This is a genomic window from Sphingomonas sp. Ell38C01 (assembly GCF_055231975.1).
The window spans coordinates 1384543-1400908 of the sequence record NZ_JBUYVA010000001.1 but is presented as its reverse complement, the minus strand read 5'-3'; the positions used below and the strand labels follow the sequence as shown (position 1 = coordinate 1400908).

Below are 16366 nucleotides of genomic sequence, written 5' to 3'. Positions count from 1 at the left end.
TGTTCCTCATGGCCCTGTTCCTCATGGCCCTGTTCCTCAAGGCATCGCCAGGCGCACCGCGCCCGATCCTTCGACGACCGCATCGAACGTGCGGTTGGTGGCGGTCGCGACGACGCGGACCAGGTCGCCGCGCCCGCCCGATGCCAGCGCGCGCCCACCGGTCGCGATCAGCAGCCCCTGCGCGCGCAGGTTGATCGTCACCGGCTCGCCCCGCCGCACCAGCCGCGGGGTGACGAGGTCGCCCGCGCGCACCACCGCGCCCGCGGGCATCGCGCGCACCGTCTCGCGCCCCGCCGCGGTCGCGATCGGCAACGCGCCCAGCGCCGCGCCGGGCACGCGCGGCTGCGCCTCGAAATCCGCCGCCGACAGCACCTCGCCGCGCTCGACCGCGCGGACCAGCACCGGCACGGGAACGGGCCCGGTCGGCGCCGCGACCGCGGGCGTCGCCAGCAGCATCGCAAGGACCAGACGCGCGATCATCGCAGCTGGCTCGACGTCGCGAGCATCTCGTCCGCGGTCTTCACCACGCGGCTGTTCATCTCGTACGCGCGCTGCGCGGTGATGAGCGCGGTGATCTCGGACACCGGGTTGACGTTCGACGCCTCGACGAAGCCCTGCATCGTCGTCCCGAACCCCGGATCCCCGGGCGAGGCGAGGTTCGCCGCGCCCGACGCCGACGTCTCGACCAGGACGTTGCCGCCCTTCGCCTCCAGCCCCGCCTCGTTGATGAAGGTCGCCAGCTGGAGCTGCCCCACCGTCTGCAAGTCGGTCTGGCCCGCCAGCTTCACCTGCACCTGCCCGGTCTTGGAGATCGCGACGTCGACCGCCTCGGGCGGGATCGTGATCCCCGGTTCGACCGCGAAGCCGTCCGCGGTCACCAGTTCGCCCTGGTCGGACAGCTGGAACGATCCGTCGCGGGTATAGCCGGTCTCGCCGCCGGGCAGCGTCACCTGGAAGTAGCCTCGCCCCTGGATCGCCAGGTCGTAGCGGTTGCCCGTCTGGTTCGGCGCCCCCTGCTCGGTGATGCGATACACCCCGCCGGTCTTCACGCCCGCGCCGATCTGGATGCCGGTCGGCACCTTGGCCGCGTCGCCGCCGCCCGCCGCGGAGCCCGCGCGCGTCTCCTGCTGGTACAGCAGGTCCTGGAACGCGGCGCGCTGGCGCTTGAACCCCGTCGTGTTCATGTTCGCGATATTGTTCGAGATGACGTCGACATTGGTCTGCTGTGCCAGCATCCCGGTGCCGGCGATGGAAAGCGTGCGCATCGCATCGGTCCTTTCGTGAAGTGAGTGGAAGTCAGCCCAGCTTGCCCAGCCGGTCGATCGCGCGGCGGCGCATGTCCTCGATGTCCTGCGAGATCTTCATGCTCGACTGGTAGGCGCGCAGGATGTCGACCATCGCGGTCGTCTCGACGATCGGCTCGACGTTCGACGCCTCGATGCCGCCGGTCTTGAGCTTCGTCTCCGCGGCGGACAGTTCGCGCCCGCCGGTCGCGGTCATCATCCCGTCGCCGCGCGGCGTCACCATGCGCTCGTCGTCGAACACCGTCACCGCCAGCCGCCCGAGCGGGCCGTCGCGCCCGGAGACGGTGCCGTCCGCCGCGATCGTCAGCGCGTCGAGCTGGTCGGGCGAGACGACGATCGCCTGCCCCCCCTCGCCGAGCAGCTTGAGCCCGCCGGCATTGGTCAGCTCGCCATTCTCGTTGACCTTGACGAAGCCCGCGCGGGTATAGGCGGTGCCGCCGCCCGGCGCCTCGACCGAGAGATAGCCCGGTCCGTCGATCATCACGTCGAGCGGGTTGCCGGTCGACTGGAAGCTGCCCTGCGCGGTGTCGTGCATCGCGCCCTGGTCCAGCACGAACGCGGTGTTGCGCGCGGCCTCGACCGGCGCGGCGTCGGCGCGCTCCACATAGTCGTGGAACACCGGCCGCTCGCGCTTGAAGCCCGCGGTGCTCATGTTCGCCATGTTGTTCGCCGCCACGTCGAGCTTGCGACGCAGCGCCTGTTCCTGGCTGAGCAGTACATAGGAGGAGATGTCCATCGTCTCGCGTCCGGTCCAAAATTTCCGCGTTGCGCGGGTCGACCGGGCAATTTTTGCCGACCGACGTTCCTATAATAGGATCAAGCGGCGCCGGTCGGACGGCACCGCGAACGCAAATGACGGGAACGCGAACGTGTCGAGCGACAAGGACGAGACCCCAAAGGACGACGCTGCGAAGCCGGCCGCGAAGAAGGGAAAGAAGAAGCTCGCCATCATCGGCGCAGCCGCCGCGGTCGTGCTGCTCGGCGGTGGCGGGGGCGCATACATGATGCTCGGCGGCAAGGCGGAAGCAGAGGCGGAGGCCCCCGCGGGCGAACACGGCGCGGCCAAGCCCGATGCCAAGGCCGCCGGCGAGGCCAAGGGCGGCGAGCACGGCGGCGGCGAGGAAGGCGGCGAAGGCGCGCCCAAGCCGTTCGACGTCCCGCCGATGCTCGTCAACCTGCGCTCCTCCGACGGCGCGCCGCACTTCCTGAAGATCCATGTCGTGCTGATGCCCGGCGACGGCACCACCGAGGAGACGCTAAAGGAGAAGCTGCCGATCCTCCTCGACACCTACCAGCCCTTCCTGCGCGAACTGCGACCGGAGGACCTGTCGGGCTCCGCCGCGGTGTTCCGCATCAAGGAGGAGCTGCTCGTCCGCGCGCACGACGCGCTCGGCGACGGCGTCGTCAAGGAGGTCCTGGTCCAGGACCTGATCCAGCAATGAGCGACGACTTCGACGATTTCGCGCTGCCCGAGCCGCCGAGCGCCACGCTGCCCGGCGGCGCGCTCGACCAGGCCGGGATCGATGCGCTGTTCGGTGACGTCGGCGGTCCCGCGCGCCCGCGCGTCGGATTGAAGGCGGTCATCGAATCCGACGTCATCAGCTACGAGCGGCTGCCGATGCTGGAGGTCGTGTACGACCGCATGGTCCGCACCTTCGCCACCTCGATGCGCAACCTCACGTCGGACGCGATCGACGTCAGCATCGAGGAAGTCACCTCGATCCGCTTCGGCGACTTCATGAACCGTCTCACGCTCCCTGCGATGATCGGCGTGTTCGAGGTCGAGGAATGGCACAATTACGGGCTCGTCACCGTTGAATCCGCGCTGATCTACGCGGTGGTCGATGCGCTGCTCGGCGGGCGGCGCAGCAGCACCCGCACGCTGATCGACGGCCGCGCGTTCACCGGGATCGAGACCGGGCTCGTCTCGCGGATGATCGTCCTCGCGCTCCAGGATCTCGGCACCGCGCTCCAGCCGATCGCGCAGGCGACGATGGCGCTCGACCGGATCGAGACCAGCCCGCGCTTCGCCTCGATCGCGGGCGCGACCAACATCTGCGCGGTCGCGACGTTGCGCGTCGACATGGACGGGCGCGGCGGCTGCTTCAGCGTGCTGCTGCCCTACGCCACGATCGAGCCGGTCCGCTATCTGCTCGCGCAACGCTTCATGGGCGAGAAGCAGGGGCCGGAAAACCTCTGGGGCGCGCACATGGCCGCCGAGATCCGCCGGACCGAGGTGACCGCGGACGTCGTGCTGGGTGAGACGGGGCTGTCGCTCGGCGATGCGCGCTCACTCGTCGTCGGGCGCACGATCCCGTTCGGCCGCCGTCCCGACGCGCCGGTCGAGATCCATGTCGGCGGCGTGCCGCTGGCGCGCGCGCATATCGGCCAACGCGGCGGCAACGTCGCGGTGCGGCTGATCGGCGACGTCGCGCGCGGGCCGCTCGCATGACCTTCGCCACGCTCGCCAACCTCGTCACGATCGTGCTGTGCGCCGCCGTCCTCGTCCAGAGCGTGCGGATGATGCGGTCGCTGAAGGCGGTACGCCGCGAGTCGTTCGCCGAAGTGGCGGCGGTCGTCGACCGCTCGACCGCGGAGGCGCGCATCGTCCTGTCGGAGCTCAAGACCGCGCTCGCCGATTGCGCGAACGGCCGCCGCACCGTCGCCGACGCGCGCGCGCTGGTCGACGAGCTGACGGTGATGATCGGGATCGCCAACGCCTCGGCCGATCACATGGCCGATGCCGCCAACGCCGCGCGCCGCGCCGCGTCCGCCGGGGAGTATCGCTAGATGGCCGGCAAGATCTCGCTGCTGCTGCTGATGGCCGGTGCCGCGGGCACCGCGCTCGTCGGCAACGCGATGGGCCTCGCCGCCGCGGAGCCCGGCCCCGCCGCCGCGCCGAAGACCCGGCTTGGCGTCGCGATTTCCGACGATCTCGGCGCGCGCGACCAGGCCGCGGTGAAGCGCGCCCGCGCGCTCGACCTGCGCGAACAGGCGATGCGCGCCGCCGAAACGCGGATGAAGGCCGAGGCGCAGGCGCGCGCCGCCGAAGCCGCCGCGCCCCCCGCCTCCGCCGGCCCGGGCACGCCCGGCGGCGGCACCGGCGTGACCGATCAATATGACGACCTCGCGCGCATCTATCAGGCGATGAAGCCCGCCGCCGCCGCGCTGGTGATGGAGCAGCTCGATCTCGACGTGCAGATGCGCGTCGCGCAGAAAATGCGCGAACGCTCCACCGCCATGATCCTCGGCGCGATGTCCCCGAAGGGCGCCGCCGCGCTGACGATGGCGATGGCGCGCCGCCAGGCGGCGGCGCTGCCGCGCGCGCCTGCCCCTGCGAAGCCGCGCTGATTCCTGTCGCGGCCTATGCCGCGCCGCCTGAACCGGAGACGATCCCTCATGACCGACGCCCCTTTTCCCGGCACCTTTATCTTCCCCGACTCCAACCTCGAAGCAGACGCCGATCCCGCCGCGACGCTCGGCATTCCGATCTACAGCGGCCATCAGGCGATGCACGAGGTCACGTCCTATCGCGGCCTCAACCGCATCTTCGACGAAGTCGTCGATGGCGTTCTCAAGGTCGATGTGCCGTACGAGGATCAATGTTCGATCCGTTATTACTACGACCTCGTGGAGACGCTGCGCAACGCCGGCGGCGAATATGATCGCGTGGTCGAGGTGGGGTGCTTTATGGGCGGCTCCGCAGCGATCATCGCAGGATGCGCGGAGCGCTTCGACTTCGATTTCGATATCATCGACATCTCGCGCGAATGCCTGCTGTTCACCTACGAACGCATCCGTCGATCATTTCCAGACGCTGCGGGACGTGTGCGACTGTTCCATGGAAGCCTGCCCCAGTATGTGCAGGCGTCGCTCGCCGCACGGACGGGCGGACGCATGCTGGTCCATCACGACGGCGCCCATGATTTCACGCAGGTGACGAAAGACCTCTCGGCGCTGTCGTTCCTGGGCTATCGGTGCCACAGCATCGTCATCCAGGACACGCACCTGCGCGGCACGATCGAGCATTGCAACTTCGTCGACATGGCGGTGTACGCGGTCTTCGGAACCGAGGTGGCCTACACCCCGATCGGCGCGGTCTATACCGACGCGCAACCGACGCTGCTCGAACCCAACATCTATCAGGGCAACTATTTCGTGGCGGGCGTACCGGAGGGAATCGTGATACCGATCGCCGCCAACCGCTTCCATTATCCGCATCCGTCAATGCGGCTTGAAGCCTTCGTATAGGGGCACAGGTGGCGCGCCGGTCGAGCCCGATCCGGTTCGACCGTTGCCCTCCGAACCATGCCTTTTCCCGCGTACGGAAGGGAAACGATCCTGCTGCCGATGGCCGTGGGAGGCCGAAGAGGGCGTTCCGCCGCGAGACAGCCCGGCATCAGAGCGACTCTGGAAATTCCCTTCGATCCGGTGCGCCGGCCCTTACCCCCCGCCCTTCCCCAGCGCGGTCTTCAACAACCCCTGCTGCTTGCGGTACAGGTTGGTCATCGCCGCGAAGTCGGCCTGGATCTGGCCCATCTTCAGCAGCTGGTCTTCCAGCGTCACGTTGTTGCCGTCGGGCTTCGTCTCGGCGGTGTCGGCGTCGAGGATCACTCCGCCGCCCGACGGTGCGCGCGCGCCCAGCGCCGCCATGCCCGCGGTCAGCGTCACCTGCGGCCGCGCGATCCGTGTTGCCCCGCCGCCCACGCCCTGCGCCGCCAGCAGCGCGCCGAAATCGGGTGCCACCACCTCGCGCGCCTTGAAGCCCGCGGTCTCCGAATTGGCGATGTTCTGCGCGATCACCCGCTGGCGTTCGGCCAGATGGTGCATCTGCCGGGTGATCCCGGCCAGGATCGGTGGCACGTCGCTCATCGCTCAAAACCCCGTCGATGTGGTCGACAGGCGCGTCAGCGCCGCCTGGTAATTGGCCATCTGCGCGTTTGCGATCGCGGTCGAGCCGCCGGTCTTTCCGGACTTGCCCGACGTATCCGCCAGCGCCGCCTTGGTATCGTCCCAGTAGAGCGACCGGTAGGCGGACTGCCCGTACGAGATCGCCTGCTTGATCCGCCCCAGCGCCAGCGTCGCCGCATCCTTGGTGTCGAGCTGCAGCGCCTCGGTCAGGTCCAGCCCGAAGCTGCCCCCGGGGCGAACTTTCGGCGCGTCGGCGGCGAGCTTCTCCGGCGTTGCGATGCTGCGCGCCTCCAGCCCCAGCTTGGCGAGCGCGTCGCGCCCCGCCCCGCCGGCGACGAAGGTGATCGTGTTCCCCGGCTTGGCATCGATCCGCAGAGTCCGTCCACCGTCCTTCAGCGGGTTGGTGACGTTCGCCGCCTGCGTGCCCAGCAACGTGCGGATCCGCGCGGTCAGCGTCGTCAGCGTATCGTTCTCCGCGATCGTCACCTTGCGCAGCGCGCCGCCGTTGAGGCGGATCGCGAACCCGTCGCCCGCGCGCAGGCTCGTCTGCGCCTCCAGCGTCGTCGAATCGGTCGGCGTCAGCGTGCCGCGGTGGAGCCCCAGCGCGCCCAGCACGCTGTCACCCCCCGCCACCGCCGCCACGCGCACCGGATCCGACGTCGCGTCGACCGTGCCGTACTGGCGGACCTGCTCGATCGCGCCGCCCGCCGCGTCGACGCGCGCGACGAACGCGTCGGTCGTCCCGGTCTTCTTCTCGCCCAGCGTGCCGGAGGTGCGCCCGCCGACATACAGGTCCGCGCCCAGGAACGCGACGCTGTCCGCCTGATCGGTGCCGGCCGAGGCCAGATACGTCACCGACGCGCCCGCCAGCCCGGCGTCGACGCGCGCGACGAACCCGTCGCGTCCGCCACCCCGCGCGTTGGTCGCGCCCGCCAGATCGCCGTCGGTCGCGCCCGCGATCGCGATCCGCCCGTCGGCCGCCACCGCGATCGCGCGCGCATCCGCGACGCCCAGGTCGAGCGTCGCGAGGTCGCTCCCGATCGCCGCCGCGTCGATCCGCCGCAGCACCGCGTGCCCGCGTTCCCCGGTCAGCGCGAGCAGCGCGCCATCGCCGGCGATCGCCAGTGCCGCGACGCCGTCGCTGCCGCCGCTGTCGATCGTCCGCCGCTCGACCAGCTTTCCCGTCGCATCGAACCGCGCGAGCACCGCGTCGCCGCCGCCGGTCGATGCCGTGCCGCCGACATGGATCGCGCCATCCGCGCCGACCGCGATCGCGGTCGCGCGCTCGGCGCCGACCTGCCGCACCACCGTCGAGAATGTCTCGTTCCCCATCGTATCGAACTTCGCGACCAGCATGTCGCCGTCGCTCGATACCCCGTCGAAGCTGCCCGAGACGCTGCCCGCGACGACGATGCCACCATCGGGGGCGATCGTCACCGCGGAGCCCTGCGCCGATCCTGCCGCGCCCAGCGCGCGCTGCCACACGATCGCGCCCTCGCTGTCGATCTTGGTCAGGATCAGGTCTTCGCCCGCGCCGCCCTCCGCCCCGTTCGCGCCCAGCGCGCCCGCAGTGGTGCCGACGACATAGCCGAAGCCGTCGCGATCGGTGACGATGGCGTTCGCCAGCGTCGCCGCGTTCGCGGTCGTCACCGGCTTCACCTTGCTGTCGCTCTTGTCCGCGTCCGCCGCGATGACGAGCCGCTCGGACGCGAGCCTGTCGACCGCCGCGATCGTGCCGAGCGTGCCGCGCTCCATCGCGCCCGCCGGATCGTCGAACCGCGACAGCCGCGTCGTCACCGCCGCCTTGCCGTCCGCGACGCCATTCGCGACCATCAGCGCGTCCGCACCGCCGACCTGGTCGATCGATACGCTCTCATAGCCCGCACGCTTCAGCGACAGGCCCCATTTGTCCCCGGTCTTCACCGGCTCGAACTTCACCGATCCCCAGCGCGGCACCGGTTGCCCGTTCGAGCCCGGCGTCGTCACCCCCGCGATCGCCGCGTTCAGCGCATCGGCCACACCGTCGAGAGTCGGGGGCTGTGGCGCCTGCGACAGGTCGACGGCGACGGTGTCGGTCACGCCGCCGGGCGACGACAGCGTCACCTTCAGCGTCTCGCTGCCCGTCATCCCCGCCAGCGCACCGTCGCGCGCCGCGATCACGCCCTTGCCCGCGATCGTCGGCGCGGTCAGCGTCGAGGGTGCGTCGACCGCGACCGTCTGCGCGCTGCGCGACGACTTGGCGAACGACAGGTCCACCTTGTCCGACGGCGCGGAGGCCAGATAGGTCTTCAGGTCCGCCAGCCCGCGCGCGAAGCTCTTCTGCAGCGTCGCCCGGTCCGCGCTGCTCGTCGTCGCCTTCGCCGCGCTTTCCGCCAGCACGCGCAGCCGGTCGAGCGCCTTGTAGGTCGTGAACGTCGTCTGCACGTCCTCGGGCAGCGCCAGCGTCGCGGCATCGGCCCTGTCCACGACCGATTTCAGCGCCTTCACCGCGCTCGCCTGCGCCGACAGCGGCTGGGTCGAGGCGGTCGCCTTCCACGGTGGGGTCGTGTCCGGGGTGGTGAACGCGGCTTTGGCACGCCGCTGCGCCCGCGTCTCGATGGCGGTCGACGCGGTGATCGACGAGGCCGTCGTCATGGTGCCGCTCAGCAGGCTGAGTCCGGCGAGGCTGTTCGCGAGATCGGTCATCGCTTCCTTTGCCGCGGCCGTCCGGGATCGTCCGCTCGTCCCTATAATAGGACGAACGCACCCACCGCGGTCGCACACCGAACCGGAGCCACCATGTCCACCCTGATCGTCGAGCCTGCGGAGATGAAGCGCTACAGCGGGCCGGAGCGCGCCGCGGCGCTGATGCTCGTCCTCGGCAAGGAACATGGCGCGCCGATCTGGGAACAGCTCCAGCCCGACGAGGTGAAGGACCTGTCCGCCGCGATCGCCACGCTCGGCCGCGTCCCCTCGGTCGTCGCGGAGCACCTGCTCCTCAGCTTCACCGGCGACATTTCGGGGATGAATTCGCTTCAGGGCTCTTTCGAGAGCGCGGAACGGCTGCTCGACGGCATCCTTCCCGACGCGCGCGTCAAGGAGATCATGGAGGAGATTCGCGGCCCCGCCGGCCGGACGATGTGGGACAAGCTGTCCAACGTCAGCGAGGCGGTGCTCGCCGGCTATCTCAAGAACGAATATCCGCAGACCGTCGCGGTGATCCTGTCGAAGCTCAAGCCCGATCACGCCGCACGCGTGCTGGGCCAGTTGCCCAACGACGTCGCAATCGACGTGATCCAGCGGATGCTGAAGATGGAAACGGTCCAGAAGGACGTCCTCCTCCAGGTCGAGCAGACGCTGCGCAGCGAGTTCATGAGCAACCTGTCGCGCGCGCAGAAGCGCGATCCGCACGAATCGATGGCGGAAGTGTTCAACGCGATGGACCGCTCGACCGAGGAGTCGATGCTCAACGCGCTCGACGAGAACCTCCCCGAATCCGCCGAGCGGATCCGCGCGCTGATGTTCACCTTCGAGGATCTGGGCGGGCTGATGCCATCCGCGATCGGCGTGATCGTGCGCCAGGCGGACAAGCGCCAGCTCGCGCTCGCGTTGAAGGGCGCGCCGCAGAACATCGTCCAGCTCTTCGTCGGCTCGCTCACCGAACGCGCGGGCAAGCTGCTGCGCGAGGACATGGCCTCGATGGGTCCCGTCCGCGCGCGCGATTGCGAGGAGGCGCAGAACGCGCTCGTCCGCCTCGCCAAGCAGCTCGGGGATTCGGGCGAGATCGTCCTCGTCGATCCCAAGAGCGACGATGCGATGATTATCTGACGCAGGATGAGCGCGGTCGACCCACACCCTGCCCGTCCGTTTCGAGCGCAATCGAGAAACGCCGCTTAACGGTCGGGACAGGTTCCTCGACTGCGCTCGAAACGAAAGGGGGAAAGCGCCCCCGTCCCGATGCCTCGAAAGGCCGACGATGCACGCCGATCTCCGCCACCGCCGCTTCGCCTTCGATCGAGTGTTCGAGGCGCCCTCCCCCTTGGCCGACATGCTCGACACCGGCGACCTGCGGCTGCGCGTCGCCGCGCTCGAAGCGGATCTCGCGGTGCTCCGGCAGGATGCGGAGGCGGTCGCCGCGCGCGCGCACGATCAGGGGTTCGAAGCCGGCCTGGCGCAGGCGCGCGAGGAACATGGCGCCGCGCTGCTGTCGGTCGCCGATGCGATCCACGCGACGATCGAGGGCGTCGAGGCGCAACTGGACGACATCGCCGACGAGGCGACGCGCGACGCAGCCCAGGTCGCGCACGCCGCCGCCGAGATGCTCGCCGCGCGCGCGCTGGTCGAGACCCCGCTCGCCGCGATCGACGAGGCGATCGGCCGCGCGTTGCGCCAGGTCGCGCGCGGGCAGGAGATCCACGTCGCGGTCGCCCCCGCGCTCGTCGCCGATCTCGAGGCGCTGGTCGCGATCCGCCAGGCCGGCGACCGACGCCGCCTCGCGATCCTCGTCGCCCCCGACGCGACGATCGCGCCCGGCGACGCACATATCGACTGGGACCGCGGCGGCGTGATCCTCGACGCCACCGCCCGCGCCGCCACGGTCCGCGAGGCGCTGGCCCCGATGCTGGGCGGCTGACAGGATCGCATTTTGGCGTGAGCGATGTGTCGGATCTTTCACGTCACCCCGGACTTGATCCGGGGTGAAGACGTATCTCGGGGCTTTCTCATCGCGCGACCATGAATAGCGATTCGCGCCGCGGGCCCCGGCAACATTTTCCCACCCGGCAGAAACTGCCGCCCCAACCCCCTCCTATAATGATCCCGACGACGGCACCGGCCGCATCGCATGGGGTATCGCTTGGAGCAGCTTCGCACAGTCCTGGGCCAACTCGGCAAGCAGCGCCTGCTGATGATGGGCGGTGTCGCTGCGGCGTTGCTCGCGGTTCTGGCGATGGTCGCGCTGCGTGGCGGCGAGGACACCAGCATGGGGTTCCTCTTCACCGATCTCGATCCCGCAGCGGCACAGACGATCACCGAGAAGCTGAAAAGCCAGAACGTCCCCTTCCAGCTCTCTGCCGACGGCACCTCCGTCATGGCGCCGCAGAGCCGCCTCGCCGAACTGCGCATGGGCCTTGCCGGCGAGAAGCTGGGCGGCAAGATCGGCTATGACGTGCTCGACGAGGAGGAGCCGTTCGGCGTCTCCGCCAGCCGCGCCAAGATGAACGAGACGCGCGCGATCGAGGGCGAACTCGCGCGATCGATCTCCACGCTGCAATCCGTCTCCAGCGCGCGCGTCCACATCGTCATGCCCGATCGGGCGATGTTCGCGACCGAGGCGACGAAGGCGACCGCGGCGGTCACCGTCAAGACCAAGGGCCGCCTGCCCGCCGAATCGGTCGAGGCGATCCGCTCGCTCGTCGCCTCCTCGGTCCCGTCGCTGACACCCGAGGCGGTGTCGGTGGTCGACCAGACCGGCGCGCTGCTCGCCCGCGCGGGCGATCCCGCCGCCATGGGCGGCGGCGGCGCGGACGAGCGGCAGGCGCAGGTCGAGGACAAGTTGCGCGACCAGGTCGAGGCGCTGCTCTCCCCGATCGTCGGGCAGGGCAAGGTCCGCGCCGAGGTGTCCGCCGATATCGACCGCGACCAGACGCAGGAGGACTCGGAGATCTACGATCCCGACAAGCAGGTGATCGCGCATCAGGTGACCGTCGGCACCAAGGAACAGTCGAGCGACACCCAGCCCGCCTCCACCGGCGCGAGCGTCGCGACCCAGCTACCCGAGGCGCAGGCCGCCCCCGCCACCCCGGGCCCGACCAGCACCAAGGCGCATGACGAAACGTCGGAGGACGTCACCTACGAGAACAGCAAGACGCACAGCACCGTCCTGCGCGGCCCCGGCAAGATCAAGCGGCTGACCGTCGCGGTGATGGTCGACGGCGGCGCGAAGGGGTTGCCCGCCGCGCAGATCCAGCGGCTCCAGCGCCTCGTCGAGAACGCGGTCGGCATCGACACCGCGCGCGGCGACAGCGTCGTGATCGAGAGCATGGCGTTCGCCGCGGACGATACGCTCAAGGACGACGCGCCGGGCCTGCTCTCGAAGCTGCCCGTCGATCAGATGCTCAGCTTCGCCAAGCTGCTGCTTATCGCCGGCGTCGGCCTGGTCGCGCTCCGGATGATCCGCCCGAAACCCGCAGCGGACCAGCGCGAGGCGGGCGAGACGTTGCTCACCCCGCATGGCGCCGAACCGCCGCTGCTCGACGCGGCCGCGCAACTCGCGCTGTCGGGCGCCGCGCTCAGCGACGGCATCTCGCTCACCCAGGTCGATGGCCAGATCCGCGCCGATGCGCTGCAACGCGTGGGCGAAGTCGTGAAGACCAGCCCCGGCGAGGCCGCCGCCGTCATCCGCCAGTGGATGAACCCGTGACCCCCTCCCCCAGCATGACGGACACCCCGATGACGCCGACCGATGCACTCGACGCCGACACCGCGGGCTACCTCGCCGATTTCGAGGGCACCGCGCCGCCGCTTTTGCCTGAACCGATGGGCCTCGAGCCCGCCGATCCGCTTCAGGCGGTATACGACGTGCCGGTACAGGTCCGTGCGGTGCTGGGGCGCGCGCGGATGCCGATCGGCGAGCTGCTGCGGCTCAAGGCCGGGATGGTGATGGAGCTCGATCGCCGCGTCGGCGAGGCCGTCGACATCTTCGTCAACGATCGCCTGATCGCGCGCGGCGAGGTCGTGCTGATCGACGACGCGCTGGGCGTGACACTCACCGAAATCGTCCAGGCGGAGCGTTGAGCATGGGGCCTGCGGGGATCCGCCTGCTGCTCGTCGGCGATGCGTGCGCGGTGCTGCGCCGTGCCGCGGGGATCGCGCAGGCGGCGGGCGCCGACGTCTCGATCGCGCCCACCGCCGACGAGGCGCTCGCGACGCTGCGTGGTGAAAGCGTCGCGCTGGTGATGATCGACGTGCTGGCGGACGTGCCCGCGTTCATGGCGCGGCTGCGCGTGGAGCGGTTCGCGGTCCCCGTCCTCGCCTGCGGAATCGACGCGCCCGCCGCACTCGCGGTCGCCGCGATCCGTGCGGGCGCGCGCGACTATGTCCCGCTGCCCCCCGAGGCCGCGCTGATCGCCGCCGCGCTCGCCACCGCCGCCGCACCGCGCACGGTCGATCCGGTCGGCACCGATCCCGCCTTCGTCGCCGCGCTCGACTACGCGCACGGCCTCGCGCAGGGGCGCGTCGCGATCCTGCTGGCAGGCGAGCCGGGCACCGGCAAGGCGCTGTTCGCGCACGCCATCCACGCCGCCTCGCGCCGCACCGGCACGATGCAGGCCGTCGAATGCGCGGGCGTCGCGCCCGAGATCGTCGAGGCCGAACTGTTCGGCAGCGCTTCCGGCGGCGAACTGCCCCGCACCGGCAAGCTCGCGCGCGCCGCGGGCGGCACGCTGTTCGTCCGCGACGTCGATCGCCTCGCCCCCACCGCGCAGGCCCGGCTCGTCAGGGCGATCACCCCCGACATCCGACTGGTCGCCGCGAGCAGCGTCGATCTCGACCAGCGCGCCCGCGACGGCCTGTTCCGCGCGGATCTGCTCGCCCGCATCGCCGGCGCGCGCATCGTGCTGCCCCCGCTGCGCGCCCGCGCCGGCGACGTGGCGGCGCTGGCGACGCATTTCGCCACCCGCGCCGCGCGCGCGGAGGCGCTGCCCGATCGCCCGCTGCGCCCCGACGCGCTGCGTTTGCTGACCGCGCACGACTGGCCCGGCAATTTGCGCGAGCTGGAGGACGTGATCGCGCGCGCCACCGTCATCGCGACCGGCGCCACCATCGGTCCCGACGATCTCGTCCTGGTCGACGGCACCCGCCTCGCCCGGCGCGCCGCCGCCACCGAAGCGCGCGTCGACGCGCTCGTCGGCCGCACCGTCGAGGATGTCGAGCGCGCGCTGATCCTCCGCACGCTGGAGACGTGCCGCGGCAACCGCACCTCCGCGTCGGGCATCCTCGGCATCTCGGTCAGGACGATGCGCAACAAGCTGAAGACCTTCGTCGAGGCCGGCATCGCCGTCGCCCCGGCCGCCTGAGCGAGCACGCACGCCCATGAAAGCCTTTCTCGACCGCTTCGGCGCCAACCGCGACATGGCGCTCGCGCTCGGCGTCGTCGCGATCATCGGAATGCTCATCCTGCCGATGCCCGGCTGGATGCTCGATCTGGGCCTCGCGCTCTCGATCACGATCTCGGTCATGATCCTGATGACCGCCTTGTTCATCGACAAGCCGCTCCAGCTCTCCGCCTTCCCGACGATCCTGCTGATCTCGACGATGCTGCGGCTCGGGCTCAACCTCGCCTCCACCCGGCTGATCCTCGGCCACGGGCACGAGGGCGCGCATGCCGCGGGCGGGGTGATCGCGGCGTTCGGCGAGTTCCTGATCGGCGGCGACACCGTCATCGGGCTGACGATCTTCGCGATCCTGATCGTCATCAACTTCGTCGTCATCACCAAGGGTGCGGGGCGCATCGCGGAGGTCGCGGCGCGGTTCAGCCTCGATTCGATGCCCGGCAAGCAGATGGCGATCGACGCCGATCTCAACGCCGGCACGATCACCGAGCCGCAGGCGCGCGAACGCCGGGCCGAGGTGGAAGCCGAAAGCGGCTTCTACGGATCGATGGACGGCGCGTCGAAGTTCGTGAAGGGCGACGCGGTCGCGGCCCTGCTCATCACCGCGATCAACGTGTTCGTCGGGCTCATCATGGGCGTGTTCGTCCACGGCGTGCCCCTGGCGGAGGCATTCCATACCTACACGCTGCTGACGGTCGGCGACGGCCTCGTCAGCCAGATCCCCGCGCTGATCGTCTCCACCGCCGCAGGGCTTCTCGTCACCAAGGGCGGCGCGACCGGCAAGACCGGCGCCGCGCTGGGCGAGCAGCTGGGCCGCTATCCCAAGGCGTTCGGGATGGTGTCCGCGATGATGGGCGCGCTCGCGCTGATCCCGGGCCTGCCGTTCCTGCCCTTCGCGATCTTCGCGGGCGCGACCGGCTGGGCCGCGTGGAAGCTCGACAAGGACGTGAAGACCCGCGCGACGCAGGTCCGCGCCGACGAAGTCGCCGCCGAGATGGCGCAGCCCGTCGTGGAGGAACCGATCAGCCGCACGCTCGCGATCGACGCGATCCGGATCGAGATCGGCTACGCGCTGCTGCCGATGATAAACGACGCGTCGGCCGAGCCCCGGCTCGACGACCAGGTCCGCGCGCTGCGGCGGCAGATGGCGGTCGACTACGGCTTCGTCCTGCCCTCGGTCCGCATCATCGACAATCTCGCGCTGAAACCCAACGAATATGTCGTCCATATCAAGGAGACCGAGGCGGCACGCGGCGAGATCCGGCTCGACCGACTGCTCGTCATCAACCCCGAACAGGCCGCGACGCTGCCGGGCGAGGAAACGCGCGAGCCCGTCTTCGGCCTGCCCGCCTTGTGGATCGACCGCGAGCTGCGCGACGAGGCGGGGATGCGCGGGCTGACCGTCGTCGATTGCGGCACGATCATCACCACCCACCTGACCGAGCTGGTCAAGGACAACGTCGCCGACCTGCTGAGCTATGCCGAGACGCAGAAACTGCTCGAGGAGGTCCATGCCGACGCCGCCAAGCTGGTCGCGGACATCGTCCCCGCCCGGATCAGCATCTCGGGCATCCAGCGCATCCTCCAGAACCTGCTCGCCGAGGGCATCTCGATCCGCGACATTCCGACGATCCTCGAGGGCATCGCCGAATCCGCACCGCTGACGCAGAACGTCACGCAGATGACCGAGCATGTCCGCGGCCGGCTCGCGCGCCAGATCTCGGCGCAGCAGACCCGCGACGGCGCGATCCCGATCGTCACGCTGTCGGCGGAGTGGGACGAGGCGTTCGCGGAAAGCCTGGTCGGGCATGGCGACGATCGCCAGCTGTCGATGGCGCCCTCCAGGCTCCAGGCGTTTCTCGCCTCGGTCCGCGACACGTTCGAGCGGCTGGCGGCCGAGGGCGAGATGCCGTGCCTGCTCACCAACCCCACGCTGCGCCCCTTCGTCCGCTCGATCATCGAGCGCGTCCGCCCCTCGACCGTCGTGCTCTCGCAGAACGAGGTCCACGCCCGCGCGCGCATCCGTTCGCTCGGAACGATCGGTTGACGCTCCGCTTGCCC

General features: G+C 70.2%; 16 protein-coding genes. 11 read left to right on the top strand and 5 right to left on the bottom strand.

Translation table 11 applies throughout. The annotated features are described in order from the left end of the window. Window positions 1–36: 36 nt before the first annotated feature. Genes flgA through ACV7NO_RS06600 form a run of 3 tightly spaced genes read right to left on the bottom strand, consistent with a single transcriptional unit; the run spans window position 37 to window position 2040 of the window. On the bottom strand, window positions 37–480 hold the full coding sequence (flgA, locus tag ACV7NO_RS06610; protein WP_463405218.1) for a flagellar basal body P-ring formation chaperone FlgA: 444 nt from the start codon (window positions 478–480) through the stop codon (window positions 37–39). Further along, window positions 477–1265, bottom strand: coding sequence for a flagellar basal-body rod protein FlgG (gene flgG, locus ACV7NO_RS06605; RefSeq protein ID WP_463405217.1), 789 nt, complete (start codon window positions 1263–1265; stop codon window positions 477–479). Before flgG ends, flgA begins: the two co-directional genes overlap by 4 nt. 31 nt (window positions 1266–1296) lie before the next feature. Next, a complete protein-coding gene (locus tag ACV7NO_RS06600) occupies window positions 1297–2040 on the bottom strand; it encodes a flagellar hook-basal body complex protein (RefSeq protein WP_463405216.1) in 744 nt (247 codons plus the stop codon). Window positions 2041–2173: 133 nt separating this feature from the next. Between ACV7NO_RS06600 and ACV7NO_RS06595 the strand changes: the two genes are divergently transcribed. Genes ACV7NO_RS06595 through ACV7NO_RS06575 form a run of 5 tightly spaced genes read left to right on the top strand, consistent with a single transcriptional unit; the run spans window position 2174 to window position 5555 of the window. Continuing rightward, window positions 2174–2746, top strand: coding sequence for a flagellar basal body-associated FliL family protein (locus tag ACV7NO_RS06595; protein ID WP_463405215.1), 573 nt, complete (start codon window positions 2174–2176; stop codon window positions 2744–2746). Then, window positions 2743–3756, top strand: coding sequence for a flagellar motor switch protein FliM (gene fliM, locus ACV7NO_RS06590; protein WP_463405214.1), 1014 nt, complete (start codon window positions 2743–2745; stop codon window positions 3754–3756). The genes ACV7NO_RS06595 and fliM overlap by 4 nt, the downstream gene beginning before the upstream one ends. Further along, window positions 3753–4094: a hypothetical protein gene (locus ACV7NO_RS06585; protein ID WP_463405213.1), complete on the top strand. Its 342-nt coding sequence runs from the start codon at window positions 3753–3755 to the stop codon at window positions 4092–4094. The genes fliM and ACV7NO_RS06585 overlap by 4 nt, the downstream gene beginning before the upstream one ends. After that, window positions 4095–4655, top strand: coding sequence for a MotE family protein (locus tag ACV7NO_RS06580; RefSeq protein ID WP_463405212.1), 561 nt, complete (start codon window positions 4095–4097; stop codon window positions 4653–4655). It begins immediately after the preceding gene. Between the two features lie 15 nt (window positions 4656–4670). After that, window positions 4671–5555, top strand: coding sequence for a class I SAM-dependent methyltransferase (locus tag ACV7NO_RS06575; protein WP_463405211.1), 885 nt, complete (start codon window positions 4671–4673; stop codon window positions 5553–5555). 192 nt (window positions 5556–5747) lie between these two features. Here the strand turns inward: ACV7NO_RS06575 and ACV7NO_RS06570 are convergent, their stop codons facing one another. After that, complete coding sequence (locus ACV7NO_RS06570; protein ID WP_463405210.1) at window positions 5748–6176, bottom strand: flagellar biosynthesis protein FlgB; 429 nt, start codon at window positions 6174–6176, stop codon at window positions 5748–5750. Window positions 6177–6179: 3 nt separating this feature from the next. Then, window positions 6180–8900 (bottom strand): hypothetical protein, encoded by a 2721-nt coding sequence (locus tag ACV7NO_RS06565; protein WP_463405209.1) that lies wholly within the window; start codon window positions 8898–8900, stop codon window positions 6180–6182. Between the two features lie 93 nt (window positions 8901–8993). On the opposite strand from ACV7NO_RS06565, the gene ACV7NO_RS06560 reads away from it, so the two are divergent. From ACV7NO_RS06560 to flhA, 6 genes are all read left to right on the top strand, one after another. After that, window positions 8994–10022: a flagellar motor switch protein FliG gene (locus tag ACV7NO_RS06560; protein ID WP_463405208.1), complete on the top strand. Its 1029-nt coding sequence runs from the start codon at window positions 8994–8996 to the stop codon at window positions 10020–10022. 148 nt (window positions 10023–10170) lie between these two features. Next, window positions 10171–10827 carry a FliH/SctL family protein gene (locus ACV7NO_RS06555; RefSeq protein WP_463405207.1) on the top strand — a complete coding sequence of 219 codons (657 nt, stop codon included), beginning with the start codon at window positions 10171–10173 and terminating at the stop codon, window positions 10825–10827. A gap of 222 nt (window positions 10828–11049) precedes the next feature. After that, window positions 11050–12615 carry a flagellar basal-body MS-ring/collar protein FliF gene (gene fliF, locus ACV7NO_RS06550; protein ID WP_463405206.1) on the top strand — a complete coding sequence of 522 codons (1566 nt, stop codon included), beginning with the start codon at window positions 11050–11052 and terminating at the stop codon, window positions 12613–12615. A gap of 14 nt (window positions 12616–12629) precedes the next feature. Beyond that, window positions 12630–12989 (top strand): flagellar motor switch protein FliN, encoded by a 360-nt coding sequence (fliN, locus tag ACV7NO_RS06545; RefSeq protein WP_463405205.1) that lies wholly within the window; start codon window positions 12630–12632, stop codon window positions 12987–12989. A 2-nt stretch (window positions 12990–12991) separates the two neighbouring features. After that, the gene (locus ACV7NO_RS06540; RefSeq protein WP_463405204.1) at window positions 12992–14269 is read left to right on the top strand and encodes a sigma-54-dependent transcriptional regulator; all 1278 of its coding nucleotides are present in this window, start codon (window positions 12992–12994) and stop codon (window positions 14267–14269) included. A gap of 16 nt (window positions 14270–14285) precedes the next feature. Next, window positions 14286–16352, top strand: a complete 2067-nt coding sequence (gene flhA, locus ACV7NO_RS06535; protein WP_463405203.1) for a flagellar biosynthesis protein FlhA — start codon at window positions 14286–14288, stop codon at window positions 16350–16352. Window positions 16353–16366 lie beyond the last annotated feature (14 nt).